At 62.6% G+C, this 14,295-nt stretch carries 15 protein-coding genes; 4 read left to right on the top strand and 11 right to left on the bottom strand.

Translation table 11 applies throughout. The features are described 5' to 3' along the window. Positions 1 to 79 precede the first annotated feature (79 nt). A complete protein-coding gene (locus L0U80_RS01385; RefSeq protein ID WP_233862062.1) occupies positions 80 to 724 on the bottom strand; it encodes a hypothetical protein in 645 nt (214 codons plus the stop codon). A 268-nt stretch (positions 725 to 992) separates the two neighbouring features. On the opposite strand from L0U80_RS01385, the gene L0U80_RS01380 reads away from it, so the two are divergent. Next, the gene (locus L0U80_RS01380) at positions 993 to 1,292 is read left to right on the top strand and encodes a phiTE_015 family protein (protein WP_233862061.1); all 300 of its coding nucleotides are present in this window, start codon (positions 993 to 995) and stop codon (positions 1,290 to 1,292) included. Between the two features lie 78 nt (positions 1,293 to 1,370). On the opposite strand, the gene flhC is transcribed toward L0U80_RS01380, so the two are convergent. After that, positions 1,371 to 1,958, bottom strand: a complete 588-nt coding sequence (gene flhC, locus L0U80_RS01375; RefSeq protein ID WP_233865563.1) for a flagellar transcriptional regulator FlhC — start codon at positions 1,956 to 1,958, stop codon at positions 1,371 to 1,373. A 495-nt stretch (positions 1,959 to 2,453) separates the two neighbouring features. Between flhC and L0U80_RS01370 the strand changes: the two genes are divergently transcribed. Continuing rightward, positions 2,454 to 3,386, top strand: coding sequence for a tyrosine-protein phosphatase (locus tag L0U80_RS01370; RefSeq protein ID WP_233862060.1), 933 nt, complete (start codon positions 2,454 to 2,456; stop codon positions 3,384 to 3,386). 30 nt (positions 3,387 to 3,416) lie between these two features. Here L0U80_RS01370 and L0U80_RS01365 read toward each other — a convergent pair whose 3' ends face one another. From L0U80_RS01365 to L0U80_RS01355, 3 genes are all read right to left on the bottom strand, one after another. After that, positions 3,417 to 4,679 carry an ATP-binding protein gene (locus L0U80_RS01365; protein ID WP_233862059.1) on the bottom strand — a complete coding sequence of 421 codons (1,263 nt, stop codon included), beginning with the start codon at positions 4,677 to 4,679 and terminating at the stop codon, positions 3,417 to 3,419. Between the two features lie 12 nt (positions 4,680 to 4,691). Next, positions 4,692 to 5,441 carry a response regulator gene (locus L0U80_RS01360; RefSeq protein WP_233862058.1) on the bottom strand — a complete coding sequence of 250 codons (750 nt, stop codon included), beginning with the start codon at positions 5,439 to 5,441 and terminating at the stop codon, positions 4,692 to 4,694. A gap of 78 nt (positions 5,442 to 5,519) precedes the next feature. Next, positions 5,520 to 6,509, bottom strand: coding sequence for a lysozyme inhibitor LprI family protein (locus tag L0U80_RS01355; protein ID WP_233862056.1), 990 nt, complete (start codon positions 6,507 to 6,509; stop codon positions 5,520 to 5,522). Between the two features lie 397 nt (positions 6,510 to 6,906). On the opposite strand from L0U80_RS01355, the gene L0U80_RS01350 reads away from it, so the two are divergent. Continuing rightward, positions 6,907 to 7,500 carry a hypothetical protein gene (locus L0U80_RS01350; protein ID WP_233862054.1) on the top strand — a complete coding sequence of 198 codons (594 nt, stop codon included), beginning with the start codon at positions 6,907 to 6,909 and terminating at the stop codon, positions 7,498 to 7,500. Positions 7,501 to 7,582: 82 nt separating this feature from the next. After that, complete coding sequence (locus tag L0U80_RS01345) at positions 7,583 to 8,335, top strand: response regulator (protein WP_233862052.1); 753 nt, start codon at positions 7,583 to 7,585, stop codon at positions 8,333 to 8,335. A gap of 71 nt (positions 8,336 to 8,406) precedes the next feature. On the opposite strand, the gene L0U80_RS01340 is transcribed toward L0U80_RS01345, so the two are convergent. The 6 genes from L0U80_RS01340 to L0U80_RS01315 form a co-directional block, all read right to left on the bottom strand. Next, positions 8,407 to 8,985, bottom strand: a complete 579-nt coding sequence (locus tag L0U80_RS01340) for a flagellar basal body L-ring protein FlgH (protein WP_233865561.1) — start codon at positions 8,983 to 8,985, stop codon at positions 8,407 to 8,409. Positions 8,986 to 9,205: 220 nt separating this feature from the next. Next, the gene (locus L0U80_RS01335; protein ID WP_233862050.1) at positions 9,206 to 9,940 is read right to left on the bottom strand and encodes a hypothetical protein; all 735 of its coding nucleotides are present in this window, start codon (positions 9,938 to 9,940) and stop codon (positions 9,206 to 9,208) included. A 71-nt stretch (positions 9,941 to 10,011) separates the two neighbouring features. Next, a complete protein-coding gene (locus L0U80_RS01330; RefSeq protein ID WP_373322175.1) occupies positions 10,012 to 10,170 on the bottom strand; it encodes a DUF6726 family protein in 159 nt (52 codons plus the stop codon). Between the two features lie 83 nt (positions 10,171 to 10,253). Continuing rightward, positions 10,254 to 10,439 (bottom strand): hypothetical protein, encoded by a 186-nt coding sequence (locus L0U80_RS01325; protein WP_233862048.1) that lies wholly within the window; start codon positions 10,437 to 10,439, stop codon positions 10,254 to 10,256. A 453-nt stretch (positions 10,440 to 10,892) separates the two neighbouring features. Continuing rightward, positions 10,893 to 12,245 carry a sigma-54-dependent transcriptional regulator gene (locus L0U80_RS01320; RefSeq protein WP_308444862.1) on the bottom strand — a complete coding sequence of 451 codons (1,353 nt, stop codon included), beginning with the start codon at positions 12,243 to 12,245 and terminating at the stop codon, positions 10,893 to 10,895. A gap of 31 nt (positions 12,246 to 12,276) precedes the next feature. Further along, on the bottom strand, positions 12,277 to 14,172 hold the full coding sequence (locus tag L0U80_RS01315) for a sensor histidine kinase (RefSeq protein ID WP_373322174.1): 1,896 nt from the start codon (positions 14,170 to 14,172) through the stop codon (positions 12,277 to 12,279). Between the last annotated feature and the right edge of the window lie 123 nt (positions 14,173 to 14,295).

Raw genomic sequence — 14,295 nt, 5'->3', positions numbered from 1 at the left:
ACTACCACTACGCGACGCAATTACCGCGCTGAGCGTAGACGCGCGAGGGCCCCTGTCGCTAATGCACGATGTCTCGCGCTCACACCATAAGGGAAATGATCCCGCCCAGCGTAATGCCCGCCGCAATCCATTGACCCACCGTGTAGGCGGCGTTCGGGTCGGCAGGCCGATCGGGACGGTCAAGTCCGAGCGCACCACAGACGAGCGATTTCAATGGCTGCGCGTTGGCTTCGGCCGCAGTCTCGCCGTTCGCGACGGGATCGCTTCGGGCGTCGTCCGTCTGGTCCGTCTGGTCCGCCTGGTCCGCCTGGTCCGCCTGGTCCGCCTGGTCCGTCTGGTCCGTCTGGTCCGTCTGGTCCGTCTGGTCCGTCTGGTCCGTCTGGTCCGTCTGGTCCGTCTGGTCCGTCTGGTCCGTCTGGTCCGTCTGGTCCGTCTGGTCCGTCTGGTCCGTCTGGTCCGTCTGGTCCGTCTGGTCCGTCTGGTCCACCTGGTCCAGCGGCATCGTGGTGACATCGTCGTTAGCGTCGACGCTGTCGGCCATCGCAGTGACATAGCCCTGTGGCGAGATTCGCACTGCGTCGTCCTGCGACGGCGCATCGAGGTCCGTGACGCCGTCGTTCGCGCGTGGGTCCTCCTGGGCGGTCTGTCCAGACGCCATCCGCGCGTTGAGTGTGCGCATAGCGGCGTCGCCGTAGGCGTTACTTCCCGCTCCCCCGATTTGCATGGTCGACTCCTTGCGACTTTAAATGCCCTACGATATTCGCCCCTTTCGGCTATTTAATGGCTCTCGAATAACGCAAATAAATGCGCGATATTCGGCGACCCTACCTTTTGTCGCGCCTGTCACAATGTTTGCATCGGAACGTCGTGCGCAAATCGCGGCACGGTGACCGCACATTTCCCTCGACCTGCAAGAAGAAGCCCGCGCGACGCCGCATGTGGATGAAGTTTCTACGCCTCACCGACCCGCGCCACCTCACGAAGGGGCAAGCTTGAAGCGCCTCTCGCGGCGCAAAGTGTTCGAGGCGCACTATCGCGCGCAATATCTGCAGGCCCATGCGCGCCTACCCGATATGCTCGCCCGCGACGACAGCGGAGACTACGTACAGAGTGGAACACAGATCGCATGGGAAACCTGGCAGGCCGCTGATGCGCACGCGCTTGCGCTCGCTGCTCAACTTTGCGAGCATCGGCAAGGAAAATATATTAGTCCGGATAGCAAAGCAATCTGCCGTCTCTGCGCTCACGATATTCGTGCTTTGCTGTCCGATGCGGCAGGCGAAAACGAGTAACGAAAATGCACGCCGCCCGACGTCATTTACAGGCGACTCGGGCGTGGCACAGGCGTATAGCTCGCGCTGCGCTTCAGATCAACGGACGTCGGCAAGCGAGCCGTATATCGGTTCGGGAAGCTCGCCAAACTCAGCACCCGTACGGCTGCGAACTTTACGCGCTGTACCTGCGCGCGAGGGTGGCACACACATGCAGCAGGTCAAAGGCCTGTTCGCATCGCGCACGGGCCGCACGAAACGCCCGGAGCAGACGTTGCAGCGCGTCATCGTAAGCAGGCCGCCGTCAAAAAAGCGTAGCAGCGTCCAGGCTCGCGTAAAACTCAGCACGCGCTCGGTTTCGGCGCACTCACAATGTTCAAGATAGAGGCGATACGCGCGGGTGAGTCCATCAAGACGCGAACATTTCGCTTCGTCCTTGAGAAACATGTAGATGTTGTAGAACAGCGATGAGTGGATGTTCGGCAGCCACGTGAAATACCAGTCCGTCGAAAACGGCAGCATCCCCTTGGGTGGCGAAGCGTTTTTGAGTTCGCGATAGAGACAAATCAAACGACCGCGCGACAGCGTCAGTTCCTTTTCGAGCACCGGCATGCGCGCGCCAAGCTGAATCAGCTCGATTGCGCGCCGTATCTCGTGAGCCTCGTCAATTACACTGCCTTTGTACATAACGTAGCACTCCTCATTGGCAATTGCGTAAACCAACAAACTCCACGCATGATCGCCTCTATTCACGGGCGATTATAGAGGCGCCGGAATTAGCGTCAAGAATAATATTCGGAAAGGTTTGGTTATATTTATTAAGGAAATGCCACTGAATTACGCGCACCTGTTCGTTATTGAGCGATCGAGATAATCGAATATTGCAGTAATGCTTACACGTTCTCGCAAACTGGAAAGGTCTGGCAGGGATTTGCTGTATAACCGCAGCACCGAACGCTTTTGTGGCGGTTCAAGATGGCACTGCTGTGTCCCGGCAACATACAATGCGGCGCATCCGATCCTGTCAACGCATCGTGATGCCACTACAAATTGTTATGGAATATTGCGCTGTAACCTTTCACGGGGTGTCTGCCGCTAAACTTCGTTCTTTTCGAGCGCGGTAGACTTCGGCGCCGCAACGGCTCGCCTGGCGTTCGAGCTCCCTACATTAGTTGTCAATCGATGAATCCGCTTCTTCCCGTCGACCCATCTTCCCTCGCGCAAGCGGGCAAGCCTTTACGTGCGTCCGTAACGAGCGACTTCGCGCGTCAAAGCGGTGCTGCGCCCGCCAGCCTGCGACGCCGCGCGCTGCTCAAAAGCAGCGTGAGCGTGCTCGCATTGGGAGGCTGCGCCAGTACGCTGCTGAGCGCGTGTGGCGGCGATTTCACCGGAGTCGGTGTGTCACCGGCTGAATTAGCGCCAGTGCTCAATTCCATAGCGAATTTCCGCGATGTGGCAGGTGCCTCGCCGGGCTACGCGACGAGCGACGGCGCCCATGTACGACGCGCATGGGTCTACCGCTGCGATGCGCTCACGCCGAACGCTGCCGATGTGGCCACGCTCCAGCGCATGGCGCTCGCGTACGTCTACGATCTGCGCGCGCCAGCCGTTGCCGGCATCGCGCCCGGCACGCTGCCGGGCACGGCGAACTATCTCCCGCTCAACGTGCTTGGGACACTCGCGCCGCCGTCGTTTGCGGGCATGCAGGCGGCCGAACTGGACGCGGCGATGCAAACGTACTGGAACGAGTTCGTGACTGGCCGCACTCAATGCGCGGCATACGGCGCGCTGCTACAACATATCGCGGATGCGCCGGGGCCTCATCTGATCTGCGGCGCGCCGGGTGTGGACGTCGTGGGCTGGGCAAGCGCGCTGTTGCTGCTGATCGCCAACGTGCCGCTCGACATCGTCGTACAGGATTTTCTTCTCACGAATGCGTGGCGCTCGACCGGTGTGGATCCGGCCAATGCCACGCCGCCCGTGCAGCAGAGCTACATTCAAGCTGCATTCGACGCGCTGCAGACCAATTACGGCGATCTGAGCCGTTATCTCACCACCGGACTCGGACTCGCGTCTAACACGCTGGATCGTCTGCGCGGCCGGCTCGTGGTCTGAACGATACGTAACGGGCGGAAATCAGGCACGTCACCCAGCGGGAAACGCAATACGCACGCGCAGTCCGCCTTCGGGGTGATTCGACAATTCGCAGAGGCCGCCCTGATTGCGGACGAGTCGCGTGACGATCGCGAGCCCGAGCCCGCAATGGCCTTCGCCACCACGCGCCTCGTCAAGGCGCACGAAGGGCTTGAGCGCCGCGGCTACGCGCTCTGCGGGGATGCCTGGACCATGATCGCGCACTTCGATAATCCACTGCGCGCCTTCGCGGCGCGTGGCGAGGTCCACCGGCGGCACACCGTGTTCGAGCGCGTTATCGACGAGATTCGACACGAGCCGGTCGAGCAGCGTGCGCGGCAAGCAAAACGCCGGGCCCGCGCGCAGATCGAGATTGAAGATCGCGTCTTCTCCACCGGCGGTTTCAGAGAAAAACTGCTCTCGAAGTAACACGTCCACATTCACTTCGGGCCCCGCCTCCGGGCTCTGCCGCGCGAATTCCAGAAATTGCTGGACGATGTCATTCAGCGAATCGACTTCGCGAATGAACCGCTCACGCTCGCGCTCCGTAGCCAGCATGCTCGCATGCAGCTTGAGCCGCGTGAGCGGGGATCGGAGGTCGTGTGCGACGCCGGCGAGCATAACGGCCTGATCGTCGTCGGCTTCGTTGAGCCGCTTCATCATGCCGTTGAACGCGCCAATCAATGCCCGCAATTCGTGCGGCCCGTGCGCTTCGACGGGCGCGGGGCGATGGCCGGTGCCGAACGCGCGCGCCGCCTGGGCGACGCGCGCAAGCGGCCGCTGCATTTGCCACATCGCGAGCAACGCGAGTATCAACGAGATCGCGAGCATCGAGCCGAACTGCGGCAGCAGATTACCCGCTGGAGGCAGATCGATGGGCGCGACGATCCACGTGGGACGTCCCGCGAAACGCACCCAGAGCGCTTCGCCGTGGTGCGTGTCGGCGAGGATCTCGGTGCCGGGAGGCAGATCGAGCAGGAGTTGCTGGCGCAAGTCGGCGAGCGGCTCGCGCCGGGGCACTTCGAGCTGCACGTTAGCGGGCATGTTCCAGGCTGGCACGAGATGGACGCGCAGCGTCGGCGCCAGTTCGACTTCGTTCGGCGGTGCGTTCGTGGCCGCGTACAGCATGAGCAGCAGGCCGCGCTCGAAGCCCTCCACTTCGTGGCGGCGCGGCTGCGGCGCGAACAATACGAACCAGCAGGTCTGAATCGTGAACAGCACCAGCGCCGACATCAGCGCCATGCGTCCAAACAGCGTATTCAATGGATTGCTCATGCGTTCAGGCGATCATTCTGCGGACAGCGCGTCATCAGCAACCTGGCTTTCGGCACCGGCCGCGCGCTGCGGCACGAACACATAGCCCTTGCCGCGGACGGTCTGCACGAAGCGTGGCTGCGATGGATTGTCCTCGATCACCCGGCGCAGTCTCCAGATCGGAACATCGATGCTGCGCTCATGACATTCGAGGCCGTCCGCTTGAAGCAGTTCGTGAATCAGCACGCGTGAGAGCACACGGTACGGATGCCGCGCAAATATTCGCAGCAGTACAAATTCGCCACCACGCAAGGGTACGCGCACGCCGTCGCGCATGAGCTGCCGCGTGTCGAAGTCGAGCTCGAAAGGCCCGAAGCGGTAGCGTCCGCTCGCTTCAGGCACGCCGACCGGCACGACACCGCGCCGGCGCAGCACGGTCTGGATACGCACCAGTAGCTCTTGCGGATCGAACGGCTTGGCGACGTAGTCATCGGCGCCCAGCGTGAGCCCCGCAATGCGGTCGCCCACCTCACCGCGCGCGGACGCGAAGATCACCGGCGTGTCGTCGCCCCTCGCTCGCAACGCCGCGAGCGCGCGAAGGCCATCGGCACGGGGCATCATGACGTCGAGCACGACGACCGATGGCCGCTCGCGTTCAAGCATCTGGTCCAGATGCATACCGTCGTTCAGAACCGAGGCTTTGAAGCCGTTGTCCCGGAAGAAAGAGAAGAGGAAATCGCGTACGACCGGATCGTCGTCGACGATGAGAACGTGTGGACTCATCGTCGTATTTTATTTTATGGCGACGTCTCGCAGAACAGTGCGAACGCTCGTGACTCTTGCCGATGCTTACACGCGCGCCTACTTCACGACCACGGCGCCTGACTCGCTGGACGCCTCCGCGGCGCGCACAGGCTCCTGAGATGCCACGGAAGAGCACGTGATTGTGTTCGCTCCCGATTTTGCACTGGCTTGCACGGACCGTTGCGTGGCGGCACGATCCTGCATCGTTTCTGATGCGCTATTCGCAGGATTATTTTCAGTGGTGCTCGCCGTGCCATTTCCGGTATTTTTCGCGGACTGACCGACTGGCGAATCGAGAGGCGCCATCCCCACGGCTAGCGCCAATGCCGCGCTCGCGTTTGCCATTTTCGCGGCCATCGCCGAGGTGTCGGTTCGCGCGGAAGCCGCTGCGTCGCCGGCTGGCAAGTGATGCGCGTATGCTTCGGTGAGGCGCTTCTGTCGCTCGTCCGCCGTAACGCCGCTCTGCATTTTCTGGAGCTTCAGTGTTGTGTTCTCCCGGGTCGACTCGGCATTCGCGCCTGCTTTCGTCGCGTCCTTCGCGTTGTCGGCAGGAGACGCGGGTGCTGCTTTCTGGCCCGTCTGTGCCGGTTCAATGCCATTCATTTCGAGCACGGCGTCTTGTGCCGGAGGCGCCAGTTGCTGGTCCACGACACCCTCCTTCACGCGCTGAACGGTCGTCTCCTTGCCGTGTTTGAGATCGCCCTCGAGTTCGGCGATACGCCGGTTATACCAGGCCGTCACGCACTCCTTTTCCTGGCAGTTGTGCTGACGCCATTGCCACTGGCTCACACGGTCGGCGTTGAGTGCATCGGCGTCGGCGACCGTATTGAACGCGTTGCGATAGAGCGCGGCCAGTTTGTCGTCGAGCGCCGAGAGCGTGGGATCACTGCACACGAGGCGCTCCGACGCTGACGCGTTGTGCGGGCAGCGGAAACTCGCGGCGTGGGCGAACGGCGAACTGGCGACCCATGCGACGAGCACGATCGCAGCCGCGTTCACGCCGCGACGGAGAAAATGGGCACGACTTTTTTTCTGTTCTCGATTCATGTCAGGCACGATGTTGTTGAATTGGCAGTAAGCGACGGGTGGCCTGTTGAGCGTTGCCACGGCACTAAGCGTCGTGGTGAAAACGATAGCGCAGCGACTTGCGCACGATATGGCGCACAAAGGGCACAATGCTGCGCCGCTTACAAAGCATTTCATGGCAACCGTGCGCGATAAAGATCGCGTTGCCTGCGGCGCGACGATCTCACGTCATGTGCACACTATCGGCGTTCAGAACCTTACGAATCGAGAGAATTGAGAAGAAGCGGAAAGTCGTGTTCAACATTGGCCGATGTCCCGGTCATTGCTCGATGCGCTTTAAAACGATGATGCATGACGAGTTCTGCCGGCCACGTGTCGTGTTTCGCGCAGCCCATCAACGCGTCAGGTATCCGCTTCCATGCAACACGAAATCGTGTCACTCATCGCCCGTGCGCGTACGACGAAAATCGCCGCAACGCTAGGCGCTGTGCTCGCGCTCAACGGCTGCGCGTGGACGCTGATCACGGCGGCTGACGCGACCGGCTCCGTCATTCAGGCGGGTTACGCGGTTGCGTCGAATTACTCGTCGCCGAAGTTCGTGACGGGGCAGCCGGTGAATCTCACGTCGATCTGCATCGAGAACAATCCACTGGTCCCGTCCGCCGATTTCGTGCCCTCACTGCAGCTCGTGCTCGCACGACGTGGCGTACGCTCGGACGTCTACAGTCCCGGCACCGAGCCGGTCAATTGCGAAGGGCGTCTCGTCTATAACGCGTCGATCGATTTCGGCAAGCCGACGTTCAGCGACGACAGCCGCGCCTACCTCTCGACGATCAACCTGACTATCCTCAAGCAAAACCATATTGCCGTGACGGGACGCTACGAAGTGCGTGGCCTCGGCACCGACCGCTATTCGAGCGCAGAGGTGAAACTCAAAGGGTTGGTGGAAAACATGCTGGTCGACCAGACGCAATCGCGCGGCTGGTTCGCATCCGCGTTGAACACCCAATAACTTTCGCACGGCCGCGGTTCAGGAAAGGAATGGAAAGGAGACGAGCCTATGCCGGCGCGTTTCTGTCCCTTACGATTTGTGCATGGCAAATAATATTTTTCTCGTTGACGACGACCCGGTCGTGCGCGACGTCACCGCCGAATATCTGGAAATGCGCGGCTTTTCCGTCACGAAGCTGTCGTCCGCGCGCGCCATGCAGCAGCAGCTTCGCTCCGAGCGGCCGCAAGCCGTCGTGCTCGATATCATGATGCCGGAGCTGGATGGCATCGGTGCGCTGCGCGCGCTGCGTGAAAACGGCGACGACCTGCCGGTCATTCTGCTTACGGCGCGCAATGACGTGATCGACCGCGTGCTGGGCCTCGAATTCGGCGCGGACGATTATGTGTGCAAGCCGTTCGATCCGGGTGAGCTTGCGGCGCGCATTCGCACCGTCATGCGTCGCCGAAACGCCACACACTTGACGGGTGCGCCTGAAAGCCGCGCCTCGTTTCGCTTTGGTCCTTTCGAACTCGATTTCCGCTCGCGCGAACTTTGCCGCCATGGCGAACGCATTGCGCTGCGTTCGAGTGAATTCGCGTTCCTGAAGCTGTTCGTCAATCACCCGATGACGATTCTTTCGCGCGAGGCGATCATCGACAACGTGTACGGCGAGGCGGGACGCTGCCGCAATCGCAGCCTCGACGTCGCGATCTGGCGCCTGCGGCGGTTGATTGAAACCGATCCGTCCGAGCCGCGCTATTTGCAGACAGTATGGCGACAGGGCTACGTGTTCGTACCGGAAGGCGAAGCGGGTTACGCAGAGCGATTCGGCGAAGCCGCCGGCGTCGAAGACTGAACGCGAGCTGGTGTGACGACGAATAATGGCCCTTGACGCACCCTGTGTGCGTTAGGGCACAACGAACGCGGTTAGAACGTCAGCACGCTGAGAAACATGCGCTGCAGCCAGCCGACCGTGGTCGCATCGTTGAGCATGCCGTGGCCTACGTGCTCGATGCGGGCATTCGCTATCTTTCCCGATTCCACGTAGTTGTCCGCCTCCACGTCGTTCGGGTTGACGATGCCCGAGAGACGCAGGCGCTGATGCTCGCCGCTCATCGAAATGATCTTTTCTCCCGACACAACAAGGTTGCCGGTGGGCGTCTTGCTGATGATCGTGACGGCCAGCGTGCCGGTCATGTCGCTTGCGAGTGAATGGCTGCCGTTACCGTCGAACGTCGTAGACGCCGATCCGATGTTGAAGAGTCGCGCGAGACGTGCTGCGGCGCCAGTCGATTGATCGGCGGCAGTGGCCGTTATCGCGCTGTCGCGCTTCGCGTTGGCGCCTGAACTGTCTGTGCCGCGATAGGCTTCGGCGAGTCGAATCGTCAGCACGTCGCCGATACGCTGCGCGCGTGGCGTTTCGTAGAATGCGATTGCCATGCCCGGCTGATAGATCGAGCCGCCGGTGTTGACGTTCAGCGGCGGTTCCGCGAGCGGCGGTGTCATGGGCGTGTTGACGATCGAATCGGGTGTCGTACAGGCAGTGACGGTCACTGTGATCGACGTGCAAAATAGTATGCGTGGCAGTACCTTCAAACGAATCGATCTCCCTATGCTGGAATTCCAGGAATTCGATTGAACTGGAGATCTCACGGCATAGCGGGCACTTGAGTGATTCATCGGATGCGTGATGTTCTTCGAGAGGATCGGTTGGCGCGTGCCGCGTTCAACCCGCGTCGAACTCGCTGATCTTCAGCGACCTCTGGGTACCTTTGACGTGCGGGCCAGCAGGCTTGAGCAAATAGGTGAGCGTGGCGCTGTGGCTTTCGGACTGCATGCAGATCGTGATCGTGCTCGCCGCGTTATCCCACACGAGCAACGGCAGCGACGGCGTACCGAGCACGCGCGGCGGCCCATAGTGCACCGCGAGCATGTTGCGAAGATCCACGGCCGTTTCGTCGTCCACCATGAACGACATTTCATAGAGACGCAGCGGATCGCCGGCAGAAGCGTGCGTAAAACGCAGGACATGATCGGCTGCAGGTGTCGCGTCCACCACAGCGTGCGATGGCGCCCAGCCCTGCGCGGTTCGATGTGCCCAGCGGCACGCAACCGTAAGGCTCGTCTCACTCTTGATCGTCATGCCGATGTCGCCGCCCGCGACGTCGGTTTCACAGAGCAGTTCGCTCTCGTGTGGCGTGGCGCGCACCATGTTCGCCTCGCGCAGCGCAGTCAACGTGATACCAAGTGGAATGCCGCGAAACGCGAAGGGTGTGTCGGCATGTGTGGCTTTGTGCGTGCTGGTGACCGATGCAACGGGCGCCACGCGTTGTTGCGGCGTTGTGTTGCTCGACGATGCCGGGTGCGACGCGCTCGCGCCTTCCACGGACGCGGCAACTTTTGGCGCGGCGACCGGCAGCACGTGCCCTTCGAAGTGCGTGTCCGCGTGCGCGGGCGACATCGATGCACCAATGCTCGCTGCACAGACAACGGAAGCGATGAACGTCGCACGCCTCATCAAGTGAACCTCACTCAGTCGATCGCCGCTGCACACGCGTCGAATGGCACCGCTGTGGCATGCCCGACGACGGGCACGATCTTCAGCGTCGCCGAAGCGATCCGGCACGGAAATGCCGCCACCGCGCAACCGTCGAGCGGCATGGTGACGAAGGCGAGAGCAATGGCCGGCACAACACGTGGCAGATACGATTTCAGGCCGAACCGCAAGCGTGTGATTCTGCGCGGCAGCGCAGCCTCCATGGACTGCGATGTCGTCATGCGGTGGTATTGATGTGGTGGCCGACCGGACCGAGGGGTGTCGCTGGAAGCGTGGTTTCCCGGCGCGGGGTGGTATCACCACCGTCGCTTTCACCACCGGGGTTTTTTTCGTTGCGGTTGCCGATCGGCGACGTCAAGGACGACGGCAATGCAGCATTGCTCCGGCCGATAGGGCTGGTCATGATGAGGCTCCTTGGCAAAATGAAAAAAAAGGGGCGCGCCAAAGGGGATGAAGAGGAGGGGGCGCGCCCCGCGTAGTACCCACGGGTTATGTCGGGGACCGACGAGAGAATCATCGCGTCTGCGCGACTTCGATGAAGCACGAATCAAAGGGTCCCTTTAACGGGTGCCTTACGAGTCCTTGCTGGTGCGTACGAAGGCGCAAGGAGCGCCTTTGTGAAGGTAAGGTGGTGTGAATCTGAACGACCGGGGCCGCGTGTGGAATTTGGCGGGTCGCGGGGCTTGCGCGCAAAGACGGCTCTGCCCGACGTTTGCCTCGCTCGTTGCAGCAGTACCTGGCAGCGCGGCTCGTACGTCGATATCGCAGAATTAATTAGGTAGCATGGCTAATTAATTCGAACAAGCGAATGCGCGAGGCGGTTTTCCCGCTGTAGTTTGTGTTTTCGGAAGAGCGTTTACTGCTCGCCGCGCACGGCCAGCCCGTACCGGCGGATCTTCTCGTAGAGCGTCGCCTTCGCCACCTGCAATTGCGCCGCTGCCTGAGCGACAGCTCCGCCGGACTGCTGCAAGGCATCTGCGATCAAAGCGCGCTCGTACTGCTCCACGCGCTCCTTGAGCGGCTGCGTCGCGGCCTCGCTGCCGCCAGCGAGCGTCGCGGCATCATCGGGAATTCCAAGCACGTAGCGGTCCGCTGCGTTGCGCAGCTCGCGCACGTTGCCCGGCCAGTCGCGCTGCGCAAGACGCATTCGGTCGCGCTCGGTGAGAAGCGGCGCGGGTCGCTGATAACGTACCGCCGCGTCGAGCAGGAAGTGTTCGAAGAGCGGCACGATGTCCTCGCGGCGCTCGGCGAGCGGAGGAAGCGCGATCGTCACGACGTTCAGCCTGTACAGCAGGTCGCGCCGGAACGTGCCAGCTGCGACGTGCTCATTCATGTCGCCCTTCGCGGCTGCGGCCACGCGCAGATCGACGCGCACCGGCTGGTTCGAGCCGAGCCGCTCCAGCACGCCGTCTTGCAGCACGCGCAGGAGCTTCACCTGCAACGAGAGCGGCATGCTCTCGATTTCATCGAGAAACAGCGTACCGCCCGATGCGTGCTCCAGCTTGCCGATTCGCCGCTTCGACGCCCCCGTGAACGCGCCGGCCTCATAGCCGAACATCTCCGATTCGAACATCGGTTCGGGCAGCGCACCGCAGTTCACCGCGACGAATGGCTTGTCACGTCGTGGCGAGAGTTCGTGCAGGCTGCGCGCGATCAGTTCCTTGCCGGCGCCGGTGTCGCCGTTGATGAGCACGGCGGCATCGGTCGGCGCGACATTCGCGATGAGGCGCCGCACCTGTTCCATCGCGAGGCTCTTGCCGATGATGCGCGGCGCGAGCGTGTCCTGCCCCGCCAGTTCGCGGCGCAACGCGAGATTTTCGAGCATGAGCGTGCGGCGCTCCAGCGCGCGGCGCACGGTTTCGATCAGGCGCTCGGAAGCAAACGGCTTTTCGATGAAGTCGTAGGCGCCATCGCGCATCGCCTGCACGGCCATCGTGATGTCCCCGTGCCCCGTGACGAGAATCACCGGCACGTCCGGCGCGCACTCGTGGCACTGCGCGAGCAGGTCGAGTCCGCTCGCGCCCGGCAGCCGGATATCGCTCACCACGACGCCCGCGAACTGCGCATCGATCAATGGCAGCGCGGCCTCGGCCGTGGCGAAGCCGGTCGCGTCAAAACCGGCCAGCTGCAGGCTCTGCACGCCCGCGCGCCGCACCAGTTCGTCGTCCTCGACGTAGAGCACCCGGCCATTGCCTGAATCTGGAGGCATCATGTTAGTTCGCGTTCCTTACTTTCCTGATTCAGACATCGGTGGCGGCAACCCGCGCCGTGCTCACCTGCGCACGGCGCAGCGTCAGCACGAAGCGCGCGCCGCCGTCCGGTTCGTTTTGCGCGACGAGCGAGCCGCCGCAGTCACGCGCGATCGACGAAGAAATCGCAAGCCCGAGGCCAAGCCCCTGCCCCATCTCCTTCGTCGTGAAGAATGGCTCGAAGAGGCGCGGCATCACGTCGTCGGGAATGCCGGGTCCGTTGTCGCGCACGCTGATCGCAAGCGTTGCGGCAAGCACCTCGATATCGATCGCGATGCGCGGCGACGCCGCGTCCGCCACCGCATCTAGCGCGTTGCCGACGAGATTGATGAGAACCTGTTCGAGGCGCAAGCCGTCGATCTGCGCGACGAGGTCCGCGTACTCGCCGCGCAGATCGAAGGGAGCAGCCGTCGCGTCAACCGTGCGGTCGGTCAACGCGAGCGTGAGATCCACGCCGGTGAGACGCGTGCCGAGCAACGCGAGCGCGTTGCGCAATGCGGGCGCCACAGGCGAGCGTAGGCTGCGCGGACGCGCGCGGCCCACGAAGAGCTTGAGCTGGTTCACGATCTTGCCCATGCGCTCGGTGAGCGATCCGATCGCCTCCAGATTCTCGTGCGCCGCCATGTACTGGCCGCGTTCGAGAAACACCCGCGTGTTGTCGGAGAAGCTGCGCAGCGCAGCGAGCGGCTGGTTAAGCTCGTGCGTAATACCCGCCGCCATCTGGCCGAGCGCGGCGAGTTTGCTCGCCTGAATCAGCTCGTCCTGGGCGGCGCGCAAGTCGGACTCGGCGCGCGCACGCTCCTGCACCTCACGCTGCAACTGAACGTTCGCCTGCGAAAGATCGGCGGTGCGCTCGGCGACGCGTTCGTTGAGCATCGCGTAAGCCTTCTGCAGCATCGCGCGGCTCTTCATCACCTCTTTCACGCGCTGGCGCCGCTGCCGCCAATAGAAGACGAGCAGGCACAGCAGCGCAAAGCCGAAGCCCGTCATGATCGTCGCGGTGCGCGTGGCGTTGACGACGGGGCGCACCGGCGACATCGTCACGAGGTCCCAGTCCGGCACGCCGAGCGCGCGGCGCGTCTGGATATAGCGCGGCGCGCCGATGCCGCTGCCGATGCGCACGATGTCGGCATCATCGCCCAGCACGCGTTCGATGCGCGCGGGCAGCGGCGAGAGCGTCTGGCGCGCGTACTGCTGCGTCTGGTCGATGGACACCGCGATGTCGGCGGGCAGTGGCCGCACCGTGTGGTATTTCCAGTCAGGCACCGACGACAGGAAGATCACGCCGTGATCGTCCGTGACGAGGAGCGGCTCGGTAGCGTCGGAACCCGGAAACCATTCGAGATTGAGTTTGACGACCGCGACGCCGACGATCTTGCCGTCGCGCCGCACCGGCTGCGAAACGTAGTAGCCCGGATCGTGCGAGATCGTGCCGATGCCGAAAAAGCGGCCAACGCCGCCCTTCACCGCATCGATGAAATAAGGCCGGAAACGGTAGTTCACGCCGATGAAGCTGTCGGGGTCGCGCCAGTTGCTGGCTGCGATGCACAAGCCGTCAGCCCGGATGATGTAGGTGGTGGTCGCGCGTGCGTAGCGGTTGACGCGCTCGAGATAGCGATTCGCCGCGTCGACCCACTCGTCCTTCTGATTAACGAGCACGTCCTGCACGAGCGGATGTTCGCCGACGATATAGGGGAGCGATTCGTAGCGCTCCAGCGTGCTCTTGAGCGAGGCCGTCGTGCGGTCGCCGCGCACGGCGGCGTCGCGGCGCAGCGTTTCGATGCCGCTTCGCCAGGCAAGCGTCCACGTGAGTGTACAGACCGCGGCGAGCCCGGCAGCGAGCGCAAAGAGAATAAGCAGGCGGCGCGTCACGAGGGCGGTTTCCAGACGGTCAGCGGGGGAAAGTAAAGATTGTGGCACAGGCCCACTGCCCCATCACGACGAACGCACGCCTTTAAACGAGACAACGCGCCGCAGGACACACGGCGCGTCGCCTTACTACGTGTGGCC

This window comes from Paraburkholderia adhaesiva, from assembly GCF_021390575.1.
In the GTDB taxonomy this organism is placed as follows: Bacteria; Pseudomonadota; Gammaproteobacteria; order Burkholderiales; family Burkholderiaceae; genus Paraburkholderia; species Paraburkholderia adhaesiva.
This window is presented reverse-complemented; position numbering and strand designations above follow the sequence as displayed.

What these genes read in the sequence shown, in the direction of transcription:
- L0U80_RS01385 (WP_233862062.1), bottom strand. Translation starts at nt 724, where the DNA reads ATGCAAATCGGGGGAGCGGGAAGTAACGCCTACGGCGACGCCGCTATG.
- flhC (WP_233865563.1), bottom strand. Translation starts at nt 1,958, where the DNA reads ATGTACAAAGGCAGTGTAATTGACGAGGCTCACGAGATACGGCGCGCA.
- L0U80_RS01370 (WP_233862060.1), top strand. Translation starts at nt 2,454, where the DNA reads ATGAATCCGCTTCTTCCCGTCGACCCATCTTCCCTCGCGCAAGCGGGC.
- L0U80_RS01365 (WP_233862059.1), bottom strand. Translation starts at nt 4,679, where the DNA reads ATGAGCAATCCATTGAATACGCTGTTTGGACGCATGGCGCTGATGTCG.
- L0U80_RS01360 (WP_233862058.1), bottom strand. Translation starts at nt 5,441, where the DNA reads ATGAGTCCACACGTTCTCATCGTCGACGACGATCCGGTCGTACGCGAT.
- L0U80_RS01355 (WP_233862056.1), bottom strand. Translation starts at nt 6,509, where the DNA reads ATGAATCGAGAACAGAAAAAAAGTCGTGCCCATTTTCTCCGTCGCGGC.
- L0U80_RS01350 (WP_233862054.1), top strand. Translation starts at nt 6,907, where the DNA reads ATGCAACACGAAATCGTGTCACTCATCGCCCGTGCGCGTACGACGAAA.
- L0U80_RS01345 (WP_233862052.1), top strand. Translation starts at nt 7,583, where the DNA reads ATGGCAAATAATATTTTTCTCGTTGACGACGACCCGGTCGTGCGCGAC.
- L0U80_RS01340 (WP_233865561.1), bottom strand. Translation starts at nt 8,985, where the DNA reads ATGACACCGCCGCTCGCGGAACCGCCGCTGAACGTCAACACCGGCGGC.
- L0U80_RS01335 (WP_233862050.1), bottom strand. Translation starts at nt 9,940, where the DNA reads ATGTCGCCCGCGCACGCGGACACGCACTTCGAAGGGCACGTGCTGCCG.
- L0U80_RS01325 (WP_233862048.1), bottom strand. Translation starts at nt 10,439, where the DNA reads ATGACCAGCCCTATCGGCCGGAGCAATGCTGCATTGCCGTCGTCCTTG.
- L0U80_RS01320 (WP_308444862.1), bottom strand. Translation starts at nt 12,245, where the DNA reads ATGCCTCCAGATTCAGGCAATGGCCGGGTGCTCTACGTCGAGGACGAC.